The following is a 17,771-nucleotide window of genomic DNA, read 5'->3' on the forward strand; positions in this document are numbered from 1 at the left end:
ATAGCGGGGTACGGCCCGTGCGCCTGATCGGCCTGGACCCCGGCCTGCGCCGGACGGGATGGGGTGTGATCGACATGACCGGCAGCCGGCTGGCCCATGTCGCGCACGGCACCGTCACGTCCGACGACGCGGCCGACCTGGCGGTGCGCCTGCGCCAGATCCATGACGGCGTGGTGGCCGTCATCGCGGAGCAGCGCCCCGATCAGGCCGCGGTGGAGGAGACGTTCGTCAATCGCAATCCCGCCAGCACGCTGAAGCTGGGCCAGGTGCGGGGCGTCGTCATGCTGGCGCCGGCGCTGGCCGGCCTGCCAGTTGCCGAGTACGCGCCGACGCGGGTCAAGCAGGCCGTTGTCGGCACCGGCCGGGCCGACAAGGACCAGATCCGGGCGATGCTGAAGGTCCTGCTGCCGGCGGTCGAGATCGCGGGCGCCGATGCGGCGGACGCGCTCGCCATCGCCATCTGCCACGCCCATCATTCCGGACCCCAGGCGCGTGTGGCGGTAGCCCTGGCGGCCACGCGGCCGGCGGCGGGCAAAGCGGCGCCGCGGGTGCGGGTGGCCGTGCGATGATCGCCAAGCTATCGGGCCGTGTCGATTCGCTGGGCGAGGACTGGGTGATCCTGGACGTGGGCGGTGTCGGCTACCTGGTCCATGCGACGCCCCGCACCCTGCAGGCACTGGGCGGCGCGGGGACGGCGGCGTCGCTTGCGATCGAGACCCAGGTGCGCGAGGACGCAATCACGCTCTACGGCTTCCGCGACGCGGCCGAGGCGCAATGGTTCCGCTTGCTGCAGACCGTGCAGGGCGTGGGGGCCAAGGTCGCATTGTCGCTGCTGGGCCTGCTGCGCCCGGACGAACTGACACGCGCCGTGGGCATGCAGGACAAGGCCGCCCTGACGCGCGCCAGCGGCGTGGGCGCCAGACTGGCCCAGCGCATCATCGTCGAATTGTCGGGCCGCATGCCGGCCGACCTTGCCGTGTCGGCGCTGGCGGTGGTGCCGTCGGGCGGGGCCGCGGCGGAGGCGGTGTCCGCCCTGGTCAACCTGGGCTATCGCCCGGTCGAGGCATCGACCGCGGTGGCGGCGGCCGGCGCCGTGCTGGGCGAGGCCGCGGCCGTCGATGCGCTGATCCGCGCCGGGCTCAAGGAACTCGCCCGATGACGGCGGAGGCGCAGCGCCTGGTCAGTGCCGACAGTGCCGCGGGCGACCTGGATGCGCCCCTGCGGCCGCAGACGCTGAAGGAATTCACAGGCCAGGCCCGTGCCCGGGAGAACCTGGCCGTGTTCATCGCCTCCGCCAAGGGGCGGGGAGAGGCGCTGGACCATGTCCTGCTGCATGGGCCGCCGGGCCTGGGCAAGACGACGCTGGCGCAGATCGTGGCGCGGGAGCTGGGCGTCGGCTTCCGCTCGACGTCCGGCCCCGTGATCCTGAAGCCGGGTGACCTGGCGGCACAGCTGACCGTGCTCGAGCCGCGCGACGTCCTGTTCATCGACGAGATCCACCGCCTGTCGCCGGTGGTGGAGGAGATCCTCTATCCGGCGATGGAGGACTTCCAGCTCGACCTGATGATCGGGGAGGGGCCGGCCGCCCGCTCGATCAAGATCGACCTGCCCCGCTTCACCTTGATCGGGGCGACGACCCGCTCCGGCCTGCTGACCACGCCGCTGCGCGACCGCTTCGGCATTCCCGTGCGCCTCAACTTCTACGAGGTCGAGGAGCTGGAACTGATCGTGCGGCGCGGCGCCCGCCTGATGGGCCTGGCCATGGCACCAGACGGCGCGCGCGAAGTCGCACGGCGGGCGCGTGGCACGCCGCGCATCGCCGGCCGCCTGCTGCGGCGGGTGCGCGACTTCGCTGCGTACGAGGGAGCGGAGGTGATCGACGCCGCCGTGGCCGACCGGGCGCTGCAACGGCTGGAAGTCGATGCCCGCGGGCTGGACGCGATGGATCATCGCTACCTGCGGGCGATCGCGCTCGACTATGGCGGCGGCCCCGTGGGGGTCGAGACGATGGCCGCCGCGCTGTCCGAGCCGCGCGATGCGATCGAGGAGATCATCGAGCCCTACCTGATCCAGCAGGGCCTGGTCCAGCGCACCCCCCGCGGCCGGCTGCTGACCCATCATGCCTTCCGCCACCTGGGCCTGGCCGTGCCGCGCGCGTTGCCGCAGCTCGACCTCCTCGACGGGGAGGGCGGCGATGACTGAGGGCGCCCAGCAGCCGCTGGCCGGCGCGATCCACGGTGCGGAACATGTGCTGCCCCTGCGTGTCTATTGGGAGGACACGGATGCCGGGGGTGTCGTCTATCACGCCAACTACCTGCGGTTCATGGAACGCGCGCGCAGCGACCTGATGCGCCTGGCGGGCTATGGCCAGCGCGATCTGGCCGAGGCCGAGGACCGCGTCGCCTTCGTCGTGCGCAGTTGCGCGATCGACTATCTGCGTCCCGCCCGGCTGGACGACGCGCTGACGGTGCACAGCCGCTTCACCGCGGTCGGCGGCGCCACGATCGAGGCACAGCAATGCGTGCGGCGCGCGGGACAGGACCTGGCCCGTGCCACGTTCCGCATCGGCTGCATTGGCAGCGACGGGCGGGCGCGGCGCCTGCCCGCGACGATGCGCCAGCGGCTGGTATCGTTTTCCACACTTGATTCAAGCCAACCTTCTTCACGTCAGGGCGACCATGCCGCTTAAAACCCTGTCCCAGGCGATTCCCGCGACGCCTCCCTCGTCCCTTCCGCCGGAAGGCCTGACCGAAACGGCCCTGGACGGCAGCGCCGCGGCGCCCGACATGTCGCCCTGGGGCCTGTTCATGCAGGCCGACATCGTCGTGAAGGCGGTGGTGGTCCTGCTGATCCTGGCTTCGTTCTGGAGCTGGGCCATCATTTTCGACAAATGGCGCCGCGTGCGCCGGGTCGAGGCGCAGGCCGATGCGTTCGAGGAGGAGTTCTGGTCGGGCGCCTCGCTCGACGACCTCTATGACCGGATCGGCTCGCGGCCGGAGCACCCGATGGCCCTGCTCTTCGCCGCCGCGATGCGCGAATGGCGCCGTTCGGTCGACCGTACGGGGCAGCCCGGTGGGGTGATCGGCCCCGGCGTCCAGGAGCGCATTTCTAAGGTCATGCGCGTCGCCTTGAACCGCGAGCTCGAGGACCTGGAGAAGTACCTGGGCTTCCTGGCGACGGTCGGTTCCACCGCCCCGTTCATCGGCCTGTTCGGTACCGTCTGGGGCATCATGAACAGCTTCTCGGCCATCGCCGTCAGCAAGACGACGAGCCTGGCGGTCGTCGCCCCCGGCATCGCGGAGGCGCTGTTCGCAACCGCCATCGGCCTGGTGGCGGCGATACCCGCGGTCATGGCCTATAACAAGTTCTCCGCCGATATCGGGCGGTTTGCCGGCCGGCTGGAAGGCTTCTCCGACGAGTTCCAGGCGATCCTGTCGCGCCAGCTCGACGAAAGGAACGCCTGATGGCCGGTGGCATCATCTCCTCTGGCCGGGGTCGCGGCCGCCGTGGCGGCCGGCCGATGAGCGACATCAACGTGACGCCCATGGTCGACGTCATGCTGGTGCTGCTCATCGTCTTCATGGTGGCAGCACCGCTGCTGACCGTGGGCGTGCCCGTCGACCTGCCCGAAAGCTCGGCCGAGACCCTGCCACAGGAGGAAAAGCCGCTGACCATCTCGGTCGATTCCGCGGGCAAGGTCTTCCTGCAGGAGGAGGAGGTGACGATGGCCGACCTGATCCCACGGCTGCGCGCCATCTCCGGGGCCGCCCAGGCAGCACCCGGCGGCGAGCAGCCGCGCATCTTCGTGCGCGGCGACCGCGCCATCAACTACGGCACCGTCATGCAGGTGATGGGCCTGATCAACGCGGCAGGCTTCACCCGCGTGTCTCTTGTCGCTGAAGCAGCGGTCAACGTTCCCGCGGAGTAGTGTCCATGCGTCGCAGCGCCGCCATATCGGGGGGACTGCATCTTTTCCTGCTCGCACTCGCCGTGTTCGGGCTGCCGCTGCTTCAGCCTGAACGGCTGGAGGCGCAGCCCAGCATCGCGGTCGACATCGTGAACATCGCGGACATCACCAACCCGCCGCCGCCGCAGCGCGCACCCAATCCGGTGCCGGTGCCGAACGCGAAGCCGCGCGAGCCGGAGCCCGACGCGCAGGCCGAGGCCGTGCCCGCGCCGCCGCCGCCGCCCGCTCCCGCCCCGCCGACACCGGTCGAGACGCAAGCGCCCGAGCCGCCGCCGCCGACCCCGCCCGCACCGCAAGTGGCGGAGGCGCCGCGCCCGCGCCCGGCGACTCCGCCGCCCGAGCCGGTCCAGGCGGCCGTGCCGCCGCCCACGCCGACCCCGGCGCCGCCGCCTCCGCCGGCCGCCAGGCCCAGCGCCACGCCGCCGGCGCCCGAGCCGCCGCCCGAGCAGCAGATGGCGGCTTTGAGCCCGCCGGAGGAGACGCCGCCGCCTGAGCCCGAGCCGACCCCGGCGCAGGAGGCCGCCGCCGCCGCCCCGCGTCCGACGCCGCCCGTGCCACGGACCAAGCCGACCCCGCCGCCGCCCGAGCAGCAGGTGGCGGAGGTCGAGCCGCAGCAGCCCCGGCGCCAGCGCCAGCGCGAACAGGCGACCGATGCCCTGGACGACATCGCGGCCCTGCTGTCGCAGAGCCCGTCCGCCGCACCGGCGCCGGAGCAGACCGAGCGCTATGACGAGCCGAACCGCGTCGAATCCAACCTGAACCGGGCCGATGCGCCGCTCAGCGCGACCGTGCTCGACGCCCTGCGCGGCGCGATCAACGAGAACTGGAACCCCAACGTGGGGGGCCTGGACGCTGAACAGCAGATCGTGAAGCTGCGGGTCCGGCTGAACCAGAACGGGACCCTGGCGGGCCCGGTGCAGATCATGAACGACCGGCCCGGGGCGGCGTTCACGGCCGCGAAGCAGGCAGCGCGTGCCGCCGTCATGCAGACCTTCAGGCGGCCTTATCCGCTGCCGCCCGAGAGCTATGACACCTGGAGCGAGTTGATTCTCACCTTCGACCCAAGCAAAGCATTGGGCATTCAGTGAGGCCTTCGATCATGCGTGCTTACGGAGTTCCGTCGCAGGACGGGTTGAACGGGTGGACGTTGGCCCGGCTGGGGCGGATGGCCGTCGCCTGCGTCGTTGCCGTTTCGACGGCCCTGGGCCTGGCGGGGCCGGTCGGCGCCCAGACCGAACTGCTCATCGACGATCCCAACTTCAAGCCGATCCCGATCGCGATCCCGCAATTCGCCGGCGGCGGTCAGCTGGCCAGCGGCATTCCTGGCGTGGTTGCGGCCGACCTGCAGAATTCCGGCCTGTTCGAGGTGGTCAATCCGGCGTCCTACATCCAGTCGCCGGACGCGCTGCAGGCCGGTCCCCGGTTCGAAGACTGGGCCGTGATCAACGCCCAGGCCCTGGTCAGCGGCAACGCCATCGGCCAGGCGGATGGCCGCACCCGCGTTGAATTCCGCCTGTGGGACGTCTATGCGCAGACACAGCTGACCGGCTATGCCTATGTCACGACCAATGACAACTGGCGGCGCATCGGCCACCTGATCGCCGACCAGATCTACAAGGCGCTGACGGGCGAGGAAGGGTATTTCGACACCCGCATCGTCTACATCGCCGAGAGCGGCCCCTCCACCCGCCGGGTGAAGCGCCTGGCGATCATGGACCAGGACGGGGAAAACAATCGCTACCTGACCAACGGCAACGACCTGGTGCTGACGCCCCGGTTCTCGCCGAACAGCCAGGAAATCACCTACATGTCGTACTTCAACAACCGGCCGCGTGTGTACCTGTTCGACATCGGGACGGGCCGGCAGGAAGTACTTGGCGACTTCCCCGGCATGACCTATGCGCCGCGTTTTTCTCCTGACGGGTCAAAGGTGATCATGTCGATGGCCCAGGACGGCGACAGCAGCCTCTATGTCATGGACCTGTCGACACGGCGGGTCAGCCGCCTGACCAACACGCCGGGGGTCATCGACACCTCCCCCAGCTATTCGCCGGACGGGTCGCAGATCGTCTTCAATTCGGACCGCGGCGGCAGCCAGCAGCTCTATGTGATGGGGGCCGGCGGCGGCGGGGCCACGCGCATCAGCTTTGGCAGCGGCCGCTATGCGACGCCCGTCTGGTCGCCGCGCGGCGACCTGATCGCCTTCACGCGGATGGGCGGGGGTGGCTTCCAGATCGGCGTGATGAAGCCCGACGGCAGCGGCGAGCGGATCCTGTCCCAGGGCACCGGCGCCGTGCAGGAGGGGCCGACCTGGGCGCCCAATGGCCGCGTCCTGATGTTCTATCGGGGCTCTAAGCTGGTCTCGATCGACATATCGGGCCGCATTCCCGAATGGGTCCGGTCCAAGCCGGCCGGCGGCGCGTCGGACCCCGCCTGGTCGCCGCTGCTCCAGTAGCGGCGGTCGCGGACAAACTGCACCGCAAGTGACAGCCGGCACAGCGGGCGCGAAAACCATTGACAAGCCGATGGACTTCGCGCCTGCGAAAAGCTACTCTTATGGCCCCAACAAAATGGTGCGTTCGCTTAATGAAACGCACCGGTAGCGGGAGTCACAGCATTATGCAGTTCACCAAGTCCGGTTCCAAGCTGGTCGGCCTTCTCGCTGTCCTGGCCCTGGTCGCGGCCTGCGAGTCCACCCCGGCAAGCTCCGACAACACCGGTGGCAGCGGCGGTCCGGTCACCCAGTCCCCGCCGCCGTCGCCGCCGCCCCCGATGGCGGGTGGCCCGATCCCCGGCAGCGCCCAGGATTTCGAGGTCAATGTCGGCGACCGCGTGTTCTTCGACTTCGACCGTTCCGACCTGACGCCGGAAGGCCAGGCAACCCTGCAGCGCCAGGCCGCCTGGCTGCAGCAGTATCCGCAGGTCGTCGCCACGATCGAGGGCCACACCGACGAGCGCGGCACGCGTGAGTACAACCTGGGCCTGGGCGAGCGTCGCGCGAACTCCGCGAAGCGCTTCCTCGTCTCGCAGGGCATCGACTCCAGCCGGCTGAGCGTCATCAGCTATGGCAAGGAGCGTCCGGCGGTCGATGGCTCGGGTGAGGCCGTGTACGCCCAGAACCGCCGTGCGGTCACGGTGGTCGGCAACACCGTCACCCAGTAAGGGACCCGGCATCGGGCAGATCGTGGGTGTGGGGCGCCTGGCGTCCCCACCCTGATCCCGCCCGGCGGGGCTTTCTGGCACCGCATGACCGTGTCGTTGAGTCTTCAGCGCCCGCCGGCCAGCCCGGCGGGCGCTGTCGTTTCGGCGTCGTCGCCGCGTTGCCGGGGCCAAAGCGGCATCGCGCCGTCTTGCCCTGCGCCCGCCGCCCTGCTGTCATGGGCGCGCCGGGATGTGGCGCGTGCCCTCGGCCCGCGTCACACCTCCATTCCGCCGCAATCTTGCGTGATCCTCTGCCCATGTCCTTTTCGATTCGGCCTGCCATGGTTCGCCCCGTGCTGATCCGCGTTGCCCTGTCCGGCATGCTGTCCCTGTCGGCCCTGTGCGTGGCGGGGCTGCCCGGCATGGCGCCCCCCGCCGCCGCACAGAGCTATGAGCTGCAGGACCTGCGCTTCCAGGTGCAGCAGCTCCAGGCCCAGCTTGAGACGCTCCAGCGCCAGGCCTATGGCGGCGCCCAGATGGGTGGCGCGCCAGCCCTGGGCGGCGCCGGCGGCAATGTGGAGGTCCGGCTGAGCAAGCTGGAGACCATGTACCGCGAGCTGAACGGCCGGATCGAGGAAATGGGCTTCCAGATCAAGCGCCTGGGCGATCGGATCGATGTCGCGCAGAAGGACGTCGACTTGCGCCTGTCGGCGTTGGAGGGGGGCGGCGGCGCGTCCGCGGCGGGCGTCGACGTGGCCTCCGCGGACGCAGCGCGCCCCGCGAACGACGCGGCGGGCATGGCGGCCAGCGATGGTGGCGGCGCCCCCCCGCCCGACGGCGGAATGGGGACGCTGGGCACGCTGCGCGGCAATCCGGACGAGGTCGCGCCCCCGCCACCGCTTGCGGGCCGTTCGACCCAGACCGCCGCCCTCAGCCCACGCGACCAGTACAACGCGGCCATGGCGCTGCTGCGGCAGGGCGACTACGCCGCGGCGGAGTCGGGCTTTTCCGACTTTCTCAGCCTCTACCCGGACGACGGCCTGGCACCCAATGCGCAGTACTGGCTGGGCGAGAGCCACTACGTCCGCGGCGATTACGAGGCGGCGGCGGCGACCTTCCTGGGCTCCGTGAAGCAGTATCCCAGCGGGGCCAAGGCCCCCGACAGCATGCTGAAGCTGGGCATGAGCCTGATCGAGATGGGGCAGGCCCGCGAAGCCTGCGCGGCCCTGGGCGAGATCGGCAGCCGCTATCCCGATGCCTCCACCGCGATCAAGCAGCGCGTCCAGCGCGAGCGCCAGCGCGCCGGGTGCAGCTGAGGCGGGCCAGCGGCCTGCCAGACCCGGCAGGCGAGCCGGTCGCGGCCGCGACACAGCGGCCGCTGGATGATGCCCGGTTCGCGGCAGCTCTGGCGCCGCTGGTGCCGGACGACCCGCGGCGCGTGGCGGTCGCGGTCTCGGGCGGTGCGGACAGTGTCGCCCTACTGCTTCTGATGGCGCGGTGGGCCTCGACGCGTCGCGTGGCGCTGGTCGTGCTCAGTGTCGATCATTGCCTGCGCTCCGAATCAGGTGCCGAGGCGCGCTGGGTCGCCGATCTGGCAAGGCGCCTGGACCTGCCCTGCGAGATCCTGGCCTGGACAGCGCCGAAGCCGGCCAGTGGCCTGCCCGCGGCGGCGCGGGCGGCGCGCTATCGCCTGCTGCTCGAGGGGTGTCGCCGGCATGGTGCGGCGCACCTGGCCCTGGCCCATCACCGGGACGACCAGGCGGAAACGGTCCTGCTGAACCTGGGACGGGGCAGCGGGGTTGACGGACTGGCCGCCATGCCGGCCTTGCGCCGGGTCCATGGGATCGCCCTGCTGCGACCCTTGCTGGACGTCGACAAGGCGTGCCTGCGTGCCACCCTTCGCGCGGCGGGCCAGGACTGGCTGGAGGATCCGACCAATCGCGATCCGCGCTTCCTGCGGCCTCGCCTGCGCGAGGTGGCGCCGGCGCTGGCGGCGGCGGGCGTGACGCCGGCGCGGATCGCCGGCACGGCGCGGCGCATGGCGCGGGCGCGGGCGGCCCTGGAGGCGGCGACCGACGCCCTTTCGGTGCAGGCGGCACGCCGCGCGGCCCAGGGCCATGTCCTGCTTCACCGCCGCGCGCTGGCGGCAGCACCTGATGAAATCGCGCTGCGCCTGCTGGCCCGCCTGATCCGCGGCATCTCCGGCGCCGTAGCCTTGCGGGAGGAACGACTTGAGCGTCTGCTCGCCTGGGTGCAGGCCGGTCCTGGGTCGGGTGGGCGGACACTGGGCGGCTGCCGCGTGGTGGCGCGCCGGGACGAGCTTCTCCTTTGCCGCGAACTGGCGGCGGTGGGTCCCGACGTGGCGCTGGCGCCGGGGGACCGGGCGGTCTGGGACGGGCGCTTCGTCGTGGCGTTGGCGCCCGACGCGGCCCCTGGCGTGGTACGGCCGCTGGGGCCGCGGGCGGCGGCGCCGGGTGCGGCGGCACTGCCCGGCGTTGTGCGGGCGGGCCTTCCGGCCTTGTGGTCGGGTGACCGCCTCGTGGCGGCCCCGCTGGCCGGATTGGCGGGTGGCGGCTTCGACGCGACGCTGCTGGAGCCCGCTGGAGGTGGAAATATCGTGGGCGAGGCGGTCCAGGACGATATGGTGAGTTGTCTGGCCCGCACTTCAGCTTATCTTTACGGTGACGGGTGCAGCATCGTGGCGAGCCCGCCGACGCTCAATGTGGCCTGTGGGTAAGGAAAGACCGAGATCGTGAACATTCCTGGTCGCAATCTGGCGCTTTGGGTGATCATCGCCCTGCTCCTGTTCGCGTTGTTCAACCTGTTCCAGACCAGTGCCGGGCGCAGCGCGCCAGGAGCCCTGGCCTATACCGATTTCCTGGCCGAGGTTGAGAACGGCCGGGTCCAGGAAGTGACGATCCAGGGCAAGACCATCCGCGGCGTCTATTCCGACCAGCGCCAGTTCCAGACCTATCTGCCCGACGATCCGGGCCTGGTGGAGCGGCTGACGACGGCAGGCGTGCGCATCAAGGCCGAGGCACCGGACGAAGGCGGCCCGACCCTGGTCGACATCCTGGTGTCCTGGTTCCCGATGTTGCTGCTTATCGGCGTGTGGGTCTTCTTCATGCGCCAGATGCAGTCGGGCGGCGGCAAGGCCATGGGCTTCGGCAAGTCCAAGGCCCGCCTGCTGACCGAGCGGCAGGGCCGCGTCACCTTCGACGACGTGGCCGGCATCGACGAGGCCAAGGAGGAACTGGAGGAGATCGTCGAGTTCCTGAAGGACCCGCAGAAGTTCCAGCGCCTGGGCGGCCGCATTCCCAAGGGCGCGCTGCTGGTCGGCCCGCCGGGCACCGGCAAGACGCTGCTGGCGCGTGCCATCGCGGGCGAGGCGAACGTGCCGTTCTTCACCATCTCGGGCTCCGACTTCGTCGAGATGTTCGTAGGCGTCGGCGCTTCCCGCGTGCGCGACATGTTCGAGCAGGCGAAGAAGAACGCGCCCTGCATCATCTTCATCGACGAGATCGACGCCGTCGGCCGCCATCGCGGCGCGGGCCTGGGCGGCGGCAATGACGAGCGCGAGCAGACGCTGAACCAGCTCCTGGTCGAGATGGACGGCTTCGAGTCGAATGAGGGCGTCATCCTGATCGCGGCCACCAACCGGCCCGACGTGCTGGATCCGGCCCTGTTGCGGCCGGGCCGCTTCGATCGCCAGGTCGTGGTGCCCAATCCCGACATCATGGGCCGCGAGAAGATCCTGAAGGTCCATATGCGCAAGGTGCCGCTGGGCCCGGACGTCGACGCCCGCACCATCGCGCGCGGCACGCCCGGCTTCTCTGGCGCGGACCTTGCCAATCTGGTGAACGAGGCTGCCTTGCTGGCCGCCCGCCGCGGCAAGCGGATCGTGACCATGGCCGATTTCGAGGCGGCCAAGGATCGCGTCCTGATGGGTGCCGAGCGTCGCTCGATGGTGATGAGCGAGCAGGAAAAGCGCCTGACCGCCTATCACGAGGCGGGCCACGCCCTGGTCGGCATGCATGTCCCGGCGCACGATCCCGTGCACAAGGTGACGATCATCCCGCGCGGCCGTGCACTGGGCGTGACCATGTCCCTGCCCGAGAAGGACCGCTATGGCTGGTCGGTCAAGGAACTGACGTCCAAGATCGCGATGATGTTCGGCGGTCGCGCCGCGGAAGAACTGATCTTCGGCGCCGAGAACGTGACCACGGGCGCCTCGGACGACATCCGGCAGGCCACGAACCTGGCGCGCCGCATGGTCACCGAATGGGGCATGAGCACCAAGCTGGGGCGCCTGCGCTATAGCGAGAACGAGGAAGAGGTGTTCCTCGGCCACTCCGTGACGCAGCGCAAGAACATCTCCGACGCGACGGCACACCTGATCGACGATGAGATCCGCCGCATTGTCGACGATGGCGAGAAGCTGGCGTTCCAGATCCTGGCCGAGCGGATGGACGATCTCCACACGCTGGCCAAGGGCCTGCTGGAGTACGAGACGCTGTCGGGCGAAGAGATCCGCACCCTGCTGAAGGGCGAGCCGATCCATCGCGAGACGACGCCGGAGCCGCCGTCCGAGCCCGGCAAGGGCTCTGCCGTGCCGCCGGCCGGGTCGTCGGGCACGCGGCGCCCCAATCCGGGCGACCTCTCGCCAGAGCCCCAGCCCGGCGTCTGAGCCCCGCTGCATCGCCAAATGGAAACGGCCCCGGAGGAAACTCCGGGGCCGTTTTCGTATGCGTCGCCGTCAGGCTTTGGCAGGCCGGGCGCTAGGGGCGGGTGATGACCTTGTAGCCATAGGTGTTCTTGTGCCCGGCCGCCTTGGGCGGGTTCCAGCCATGGCCGTCGAGTACCGCGCTGTACCCGTCGCGGATCGCGGCATCGGCCAGCGTCTCGAACGGCTTGTAGAGGTGATGCTCCTGCCCCTCGTTGATGAAGGGCGAGTTCACGATCGTGTTGTAGGAACAGTGCAGCAGCGTGCGCGGCCGGTTCGACGGATTGGGACCGGAGGCATGCAGCGTGTTGCCATGGAAGAAGCAGGCATCGCCCGGCTCCATGACCATCGGCACGGTCTCGCATTGCTGCAGCACCAGCTCCAGGCGCTCGGGGTCAAAGGCCACGGATTCGCCCACCGCCTTGTGGTCGACCCGGCCCAGAAGGTGCGAGCGGCGGACCAGCTTCATGCAGCCATTGTTCTCGTCCACCGGGTCGACGGCGACGGTGACGGTCAGCATGTCGGGCCAGAGGGCACCCTCGTTGTACCAATAGGGGTAGTCCTGGTGCCAGTCCCAGCGCCCCTTGGTGTTGGGCGCCTTCATCGAAAGCTTGGAATGCCAGTGATAGACCGGCGCTCCCAGAAGGGCGGCCGAGTTCTCGATCATGCGGGCGATGAAGGGCACGCGGCCAAGCCAGGTCGGTCCCGGTTCGGTCCAGCCGATGACCTCCTGCGGGTTGCCGTCGCTGTCAGCGACGGCCCGCAGCTTGCCACCGATCGTGGGGTCCGCCAGGCACGCCTGGCGCAGCGGCTCGATCTCCTCGCGGGAGAGGAACTGCTTCACGATCACATAGCCGTCGCGGTGAAAGGCCGCGATCTCCTCGGCCGTCAACGGGCGCTCGGTTGCGGGCGCCGCATCCGGTGGGGTGACGGGGGCGGTTGCTGCCGGCATGACGACTTCCTTCTCAGGCCCGAAAGGTGACGGCATACTGTACACAACGCGGTCGCACCTGCAATTGTGCGTCTGCGAAAACCGGTGAAGGGCCCGCACGACTCCATGGTCGCATCTCCAGAACCCCATGCCACGCAGCAGGTGCGCATTCCGCTGGCCGATGGCTGCGTGTTGCACGGCCGGCTGTGGCTGCCCGATGGCGATGCACCGGCGCCCTTGATCCTGGAATGGATTCCCTACCGCCAGTCGGATGCGACCGCGGTCGGTGATTCGATGCTGCATGGCTGGTTCGCCGGCCATGGCCTGGCCTGCCTGCGGGTCGACATCCGGGGCAGCGGCAATTCCGGCGGGATCCTGCAGGACGAGTACGTGGCGCAGGAGCAGGATGATGCCGTCGCGGTGATCGCCTGGGCCGCGGCGCAGCCCTGGTGCACGGGTGCGGTCGGCATGATCGGCATCTCGTGGGGGGGCTTCGCCGCGCTCCAGGTGGCGGCGCGCCGCCCGCCGGCCCTGAAGGCGATCATCACCGCCTGCTCCACGGATGACCGGCATGCGGACGATGTGCACTTCATGGGTGGGGCGCTGCTCAATGACGGGTTGTCCTGGGGCTCCGGCCTGTTCGGGCAATTGTTGCGGCCACCCGATCCCGCCCATGCGGGTCCCGGCTGGCGCGACGTGTGGCTGCAGAGGATGGCGGCGCTGGAACCGCCGCTGGCGACCTGGCTGGCGCATCCCGTGCGCGACGCCTACTGGCGCCACGGCTCGGTGGCGGAGGACTATGCCGCGATCGCCTGTCCGGTGATGGCGGTGGGCGGCTGGACGGATGGGTATTGCAACGCAATCCTGCGGCTGCTGGCGGGGCTTGAGGTTCCGCGTCAGGGGCTGATCGGACCCTGGACGCATGTCTACCCCAACTGGGGCGTGCCGGGACCGGCGATCGGCTTCCTTCGCCATGCCTTGCGCTGGTGGCGGCGCTGGCTGCTGGACGAGCCGAACGGCATTGATGCGGAGCCGATGCTGACGGCCTGGCTGGGCCGCGACCTGGTGCCGGATCCGCAGGCCATGACGCTGGGCGGGCACTGGCTGCGGATCCCGCATTGGCCAGCACCGGCGGAGCGGGTGGTCCTGCATGGCGGCGAAGGCACCCTGGCGCCGCACGCGGAGAACGCGCTGCCACCGGTGCTGGTCGATACGCCCCAGTACTGCGGTGGTGCCGGCGGCGAATGGTGCCCACTCGATGGCGGCGGCTCCGCGCCCGAGTTCCAGGCCGACCAGCGCCTGGACGACGGCTTGTCCGTCACTTTCGACAGCGTGCCGCTCGGCGCCGACCAGGACGTGCTGGGCCGCCCGGTCCTGGAGCTCGACATTGCCATGACGGGCGAGACGGCGCTGCTGGCCGCCCGCCTGTGCGAGGTGCGCGACGATGGCACGTCCGCCCGCGTCACGTTCGGCCTGCTGCGTGTCAGCCGCCCGCCGGACGTGGCGGCCGGCGCCCGCTTCCCCCTCCGGCTGGAGCTCAAGGCGGCCGGCTATCGCCTGGCCAGGGGCCGCAGGGTGCGGCTGGCGCTGTCCAACGCCTATTGGCCGATGGCCTGGCCCGAGGCGCGGGCCTGCCCGCTGACGGTGTGGCCGGGCAGCATCCGGCTGGAGCTGCCGCAGCCCCCCGCCGGGACCGAGGCGGCCGACCCTGGCTTTGGACCCCCGGAGGAGGGGACGCCCCTGGCGCATCGCGTGCTGGAGCGCGAGGAGGCAACGCGCATCGCGTCCTGGAACCAGGGCAGCGGGCGCCACGAACTGGTCGTGAGCTATCGCCGCCGCACGCTGGAGCTGGGCGAACTGGTCTTCGGCGGCAGCGGCGAGGAACGCTACGGCGTCGACGCGCGCGATCCCGCCGGCGCCAGCGCCAGCTTCGTGCGGCGCAACCATTTTCGCCGGCCCGGCTGGGCCGTGCGCACCCAGGCAACGACCCGCGTCACGCGCGAGGAAGGCCGCTTCCGCCTTCAGGCCAGCGTGGCCGCCTATGAGTCTGAGGGTCGGGGATCCGTCGAGCGGCGGGTCTTCCTGCGGGCCTGGGACATGTTGATCGATCCAGAGGAGGACAAGGCATGAGTTCTGGCCGAGGTGTGACTGCAGGGGGCGTGTTCGGGGCAGGCGTCCCCGAGCAGCCCTTTTCCGCGGACGTGTTTTCAGGCGTCCGCCGCCCGCTGCTGGAGGCCGAGACCCTGCCGCCCTGGTGCTATACCGATCCCGGCTTCTACCGGCGCGAGGTGGAGCGCGTGTTCGGGCGGGCCTGGAACTTTGCCGGCCGCGCCGACCTGCTGAAGGAGCAGGGCAGCTACATCACCCTGGACTTCTGCGGCGTGCCCCTGGTCATGATCCGCGATCGCGACGGCACGATCCGCTGCCTGGCCAATTCCTGCCGCCACCGCGGCGCCCGCCTGGTCGAGGGGGAGGGGCGCATCAATGCCCTGTCCTGCCCCTATCACGCCTGGGGCTATGGCCTGGATGGGCACTTGCGCGTGGCGCCGCAGATGGATGACACGAAGGGCTTCTGCCTGGAGAACCACAACCTGGTCGGCTTCCGGGTGGAAACCTGGGGTGGCTTCCTGTTCTTCACCTTCGATCCCGATGCGCCGCCGCTGCTGCAGTGGCTGGGCGACCTGCCCGAACGCCTCGCGGCCTATGACCTGGAGAGCCTGGTCACGGTCAAGCGCGACTTCTGGGACCTGGAGTGCAACTGGAAGATCTATATCGAGAACGCGATGGAGTCGTATCATGTGCCTGTCGTGCACGCGAAGACGATCCAGTTGCAGAAGCGCGACATCAACCCGCCCGTCTATGGCGTCGGCGAATGGGCGGCGCTTTATACGCGGCACACCGGCAGCCGGGCCCTGGAGCAGGGCGATACCGGCTTTCCCTACCTGCCGAACCTGACGGGCATGAGTGCTGAGGGCACCTACTACGTGATGCTCTACCCCTCGACCATGCTGGCGCTGACCTTCGACACGGTGTGGTGGCTGGAGCTGCATCCGCTGGGTCCCACGCGCACGCGCCTGATCGCCGGCTACTGCTTTGCCAAGGAGACGATCGCCCGGCCCGACTTCGACAGCGTAGTGCAGCGCTACTACAAGCGCTGGGGCCGTTCCATCCCGGAGGACAACGACATCTCGGTGATCCAGCAGGCGGGACTGAATTCCCCCTTCGCCCAGCCGGGCCGCTACTCGGCGCTGGAACCGCTGGTCCACGACCTGGCCAACTGGGTCCTTGACCGCGTCGTGGACCAGCGGCCGGCCACCGCAGGAGAGCGCGCAGCATGAGCGCCATCGCAACGGTTCTCGTCTCCCATGTGCCCACGCAGCACGAGATGTTCCACGTGTCGCCCGAGCGGATCGCCGCGGCCAAGGCGCGGGCAGGAAGCGCGGCCGAGGGGATCGAGTTCGTGATCGCGGATGCCGGGTCGGATGCGTTTCGCGCAGCCCTGCCGCAGGCGGACGCCGTGATCGGCTGGAACTTCGCGACCCGCGACCTGGCGGCGGCACCACGGCTGAAGCTGGTGCAGCTCACCAGCGCGGGCCTGGACCACCTGCTGCCGCTGGACTGGCTGCCGGCGGGGGCGACGATCATCAATGCCAGTGGCATCCACGCCCGCAAGGCCGAGGAATGGGGGATGATGGCGCTGCTGGCGCTCAACATCCACGTCCCGCACTTCACCCATGCCGCCCGCAGTGGGGCCTGGTCCCGCCGCTTCGAGCCGGCAATTTTGGGACGGCCGGTGCTGGTGCTGGGCACCGGCGGCATCGGTGCTGCCATCGGGCGCGGGGCACAGCGTCTGGGCTGCGTGGTCACGGGCCTCAGCCGGTCGGGCTCGCCCGTCGCGGGCTTCGATCGCGTGGCCCCCATGAGTGCCCTGATGGCTGAACTGCCAAAGGCTGACTTCGTCGTGCTGGCCCTGCCGCTGACGCCCCAGACGCGCGACATGTTCGGTGCCGAGCAGTTCGCCGCGCTGAAGCGGGGGGCCGGCTTTGCCAATATCGGGCGCGGTGCCCTTGTCGACCAGGCGGCATTGATCGCCGCGCTGCAGTCGGATCACCTGTCGGGTGCCGTCCTGGACGTGACCCGGCCCGAACCAGCACCGCCGGGCGATCCATTATGGCAGGCGCCCAACCTGATCGTGACACCTCACATCTCGTGCGACGACCCGCTGACCTATACGCCAGAGGTGCTGGACCTGTTCTTTACCAATGTCGCCCGCCTGGCGGCCGGCCAGGACCTGCTGAACCGCGTGGACCCGGCAATGGGGTACTGAGGACGGTCGCTTGGCGGCGACACCGTCCGCGCATCAGTGCGCGGACGGTGTCGCCGCATTGCGGCCGATCGCGGGCAGGCCACCCAGCACCAGCGCCACGGCCATGTCGGCGACGGCGTCGGGGGCGAGCGGCCCGTCCGGCCGGTACCAGATATGGGTCCAGTTGATCAGGCCGAAATAGAGCATGGCCAGCGGCCGGCGCTGCTCGGCCCTTCGCGCAGCCTCGGGCAGGAGGGCGGTCAGGATCTCCTCCACCAGGGCGATCAGGTCGCGCTGGCGCTCCACGATGTCGGCCCGGCGCGGCGGGTCCAGCTGGTCGAGGTCGTTCAGCAGGACCTTGTGCCGGTCGGCGGCACCGACATAGGCCGTCATGAACGCATGAGTCAGGCGTCGCAGTCGGGCATCGGGCGGCAGGGCCGGGTCGCGCGCGGCAGTGCTCGCCTTGGCCAGCGCCTCCAGATGGGTGCGCATGACGTCGTAGAGGATATCCTCCTTGGCGCCGTAATAGTGATAGATCAGCGACTTGGACATGCCGCAGGCAGCCGACAGGTCCGCCACCGACGTGCCCAGGAAGCCTCGGCTGGCGAACAGGCCGGCCGCTGCCTCGACGATCGCCTCAAGCCTTTGTCCATAATCGGCTGCCTGTGTCCGCGCCATGCCGGCTCCCGCCGCCTGTTCCCGA

Annotated in this window: 17 protein-coding genes; 15 read left to right on the top strand and 2 right to left on the bottom strand. The window is 70.0% G+C overall.

Annotated elements, in window-relative coordinates; all coding sequences use genetic code 11:
- Positions 1–17: 17 nt before the first annotated feature.
- The 12 genes from ruvC to ftsH all read left to right on the top strand — a co-directional run bounded on the left by ruvC (position 18) and on the right by ftsH (position 11,795).
- On the top strand, positions 18–569 hold the full coding sequence (ruvC, locus tag ACI6GS_RS13385) for a crossover junction endodeoxyribonuclease RuvC (RefSeq protein ID WP_439813948.1): 552 nt from the start codon (positions 18–20) through the stop codon (positions 567–569).
- Positions 566–1,159: a Holliday junction branch migration protein RuvA gene (gene ruvA / locus ACI6GS_RS13390; protein WP_439813949.1), complete on the top strand. Its 594-nt coding sequence runs from the start codon at positions 566–568 to the stop codon at positions 1,157–1,159. Before ruvC ends, ruvA begins: the two co-directional genes overlap by 4 nt.
- Positions 1,156–2,202, top strand: a complete 1,047-nt coding sequence (gene ruvB, locus ACI6GS_RS13395; protein ID WP_439813950.1) for a Holliday junction branch migration DNA helicase RuvB — start codon at positions 1,156–1,158, stop codon at positions 2,200–2,202. Before ruvA ends, ruvB begins: the two co-directional genes overlap by 4 nt.
- Complete coding sequence (gene ybgC / locus ACI6GS_RS13400; RefSeq protein WP_439813951.1) at positions 2,195–2,689, top strand: tol-pal system-associated acyl-CoA thioesterase; 495 nt, start codon at positions 2,195–2,197, stop codon at positions 2,687–2,689. The genes ruvB and ybgC overlap by 8 nt, the downstream gene beginning before the upstream one ends.
- Positions 2,679–3,464 carry a protein TolQ gene (gene tolQ / locus ACI6GS_RS13405; RefSeq protein WP_439813952.1) on the top strand — a complete coding sequence of 262 codons (786 nt, stop codon included), beginning with the start codon at positions 2,679–2,681 and terminating at the stop codon, positions 3,462–3,464. Before ybgC ends, tolQ begins: the two co-directional genes overlap by 11 nt.
- Positions 3,464–3,928 carry a protein TolR gene (gene tolR, locus ACI6GS_RS13410; protein WP_439813953.1) on the top strand — a complete coding sequence of 155 codons (465 nt, stop codon included), beginning with the start codon at positions 3,464–3,466 and terminating at the stop codon, positions 3,926–3,928. The genes tolQ and tolR overlap by 1 nt, the downstream gene beginning before the upstream one ends.
- A 5-nt stretch (positions 3,929–3,933) precedes the next feature.
- Positions 3,934–5,055: a hypothetical protein gene (locus tag ACI6GS_RS13415; RefSeq protein WP_439813954.1), complete on the top strand. Its 1,122-nt coding sequence runs from the start codon at positions 3,934–3,936 to the stop codon at positions 5,053–5,055.
- 77 nt (positions 5,056–5,132) lie between these two features.
- On the top strand, positions 5,133–6,422 hold the full coding sequence (tolB, locus tag ACI6GS_RS13420; RefSeq protein ID WP_439817968.1) for a Tol-Pal system beta propeller repeat protein TolB: 1,290 nt from the start codon (positions 5,133–5,135) through the stop codon (positions 6,420–6,422).
- A 164-nt stretch (positions 6,423–6,586) separates the two neighbouring features.
- Entirely contained in the window at positions 6,587–7,129 is a 543-nt protein-coding gene (gene pal, locus ACI6GS_RS13425; protein WP_439813955.1) for a peptidoglycan-associated lipoprotein Pal, read from the top strand.
- A 320-nt stretch (positions 7,130–7,449) separates the two neighbouring features.
- Positions 7,450–8,424 (top strand): tol-pal system protein YbgF, encoded by a 975-nt coding sequence (gene ybgF, locus ACI6GS_RS13430; RefSeq protein WP_439813956.1) that lies wholly within the window; start codon positions 7,450–7,452, stop codon positions 8,422–8,424.
- Positions 8,415–9,845, top strand: coding sequence for a tRNA lysidine(34) synthetase TilS (gene tilS / locus ACI6GS_RS13435; protein WP_439813957.1), 1,431 nt, complete (start codon positions 8,415–8,417; stop codon positions 9,843–9,845). Before ybgF ends, tilS begins: the two co-directional genes overlap by 10 nt.
- Before the next feature lie 15 nt (positions 9,846–9,860).
- Positions 9,861–11,795 carry an ATP-dependent zinc metalloprotease FtsH gene (ftsH, locus tag ACI6GS_RS13440; RefSeq protein WP_439813958.1) on the top strand — a complete coding sequence of 645 codons (1,935 nt, stop codon included), beginning with the start codon at positions 9,861–9,863 and terminating at the stop codon, positions 11,793–11,795.
- Positions 11,796–11,886: 91 nt separating this feature from the next.
- Here ftsH and ACI6GS_RS13445 read toward each other — a convergent pair whose 3' ends face one another.
- Positions 11,887–12,783: a phytanoyl-CoA dioxygenase family protein gene (locus ACI6GS_RS13445; protein WP_439813959.1), complete on the bottom strand. Its 897-nt coding sequence runs from the start codon at positions 12,781–12,783 to the stop codon at positions 11,887–11,889.
- A 105-nt stretch (positions 12,784–12,888) separates the two neighbouring features.
- Between ACI6GS_RS13445 and ACI6GS_RS13450 the strand changes: the two genes are divergently transcribed.
- The 3 genes from ACI6GS_RS13450 to ACI6GS_RS13460 are packed head-to-tail and all read left to right on the top strand — an operon-like array spanning position 12,889 to position 17,089.
- Complete coding sequence (locus ACI6GS_RS13450; RefSeq protein ID WP_439813960.1) at positions 12,889–14,892, top strand: CocE/NonD family hydrolase; 2,004 nt, start codon at positions 12,889–12,891, stop codon at positions 14,890–14,892.
- Positions 14,889–16,100 carry an aromatic ring-hydroxylating oxygenase subunit alpha gene (locus ACI6GS_RS13455; protein WP_439813961.1) on the top strand — a complete coding sequence of 404 codons (1,212 nt, stop codon included), beginning with the start codon at positions 14,889–14,891 and terminating at the stop codon, positions 16,098–16,100. Before ACI6GS_RS13450 ends, ACI6GS_RS13455 begins: the two co-directional genes overlap by 4 nt.
- Positions 16,097–17,089, top strand: a complete 993-nt coding sequence (locus tag ACI6GS_RS13460; RefSeq protein WP_439813962.1) for a D-2-hydroxyacid dehydrogenase — start codon at positions 16,097–16,099, stop codon at positions 17,087–17,089. Before ACI6GS_RS13455 ends, ACI6GS_RS13460 begins: the two co-directional genes overlap by 4 nt.
- Positions 17,090–17,122: 33 nt before the next feature.
- On the opposite strand, the gene ACI6GS_RS13465 is transcribed toward ACI6GS_RS13460, so the two are convergent.
- On the bottom strand, positions 17,123–17,746 hold the full coding sequence (locus tag ACI6GS_RS13465; RefSeq protein WP_439813963.1) for a TetR/AcrR family transcriptional regulator: 624 nt from the start codon (positions 17,744–17,746) through the stop codon (positions 17,123–17,125).
- Between the last annotated feature and the right edge of the window lie 25 nt (positions 17,747–17,771).

Origin of the sequence: Zavarzinia sp. CC-PAN008 (genome assembly GCF_051903925.1) — a bacterium.
Taxonomy (GTDB): domain Bacteria; phylum Pseudomonadota; class Alphaproteobacteria; order Zavarziniales; family Zavarziniaceae.

Coding starts and splice junctions, on each gene's coding strand:
- ruvA (WP_439813949.1), top strand. CDS start 566: ATGATCGCCAAGCTATCGGGCCGTGTCGATTCGCTGGGCGAGGACTGG.
- ruvB (WP_439813950.1), top strand. CDS start 1,156: ATGACGGCGGAGGCGCAGCGCCTGGTCAGTGCCGACAGTGCCGCGGGC.
- ybgC (WP_439813951.1), top strand. CDS start 2,195: ATGACTGAGGGCGCCCAGCAGCCGCTGGCCGGCGCGATCCACGGTGCG.
- tolQ (WP_439813952.1), top strand. CDS start 2,679: ATGCCGCTTAAAACCCTGTCCCAGGCGATTCCCGCGACGCCTCCCTCG.
- tolR (WP_439813953.1), top strand. CDS start 3,464: ATGGCCGGTGGCATCATCTCCTCTGGCCGGGGTCGCGGCCGCCGTGGC.
- ACI6GS_RS13415 (WP_439813954.1), top strand. CDS start 3,934: ATGCGTCGCAGCGCCGCCATATCGGGGGGACTGCATCTTTTCCTGCTC.
- tolB (WP_439817968.1), top strand. CDS start 5,133: ATGGCCGTCGCCTGCGTCGTTGCCGTTTCGACGGCCCTGGGCCTGGCG.
- pal (WP_439813955.1), top strand. CDS start 6,587: ATGCAGTTCACCAAGTCCGGTTCCAAGCTGGTCGGCCTTCTCGCTGTC.
- ybgF (WP_439813956.1), top strand. CDS start 7,450: ATGGTTCGCCCCGTGCTGATCCGCGTTGCCCTGTCCGGCATGCTGTCC.
- ACI6GS_RS13445 (WP_439813959.1), bottom strand. CDS start 12,783: ATGCCGGCAGCAACCGCCCCCGTCACCCCACCGGATGCGGCGCCCGCA.
- ACI6GS_RS13450 (WP_439813960.1), top strand. CDS start 12,889: ATGGTCGCATCTCCAGAACCCCATGCCACGCAGCAGGTGCGCATTCCG.
- ACI6GS_RS13455 (WP_439813961.1), top strand. CDS start 14,889: ATGAGTTCTGGCCGAGGTGTGACTGCAGGGGGCGTGTTCGGGGCAGGC.
- ACI6GS_RS13460 (WP_439813962.1), top strand. CDS start 16,097: ATGAGCGCCATCGCAACGGTTCTCGTCTCCCATGTGCCCACGCAGCAC.
- ACI6GS_RS13465 (WP_439813963.1), bottom strand. CDS start 17,746: ATGGCGCGGACACAGGCAGCCGATTATGGACAAAGGCTTGAGGCGATC.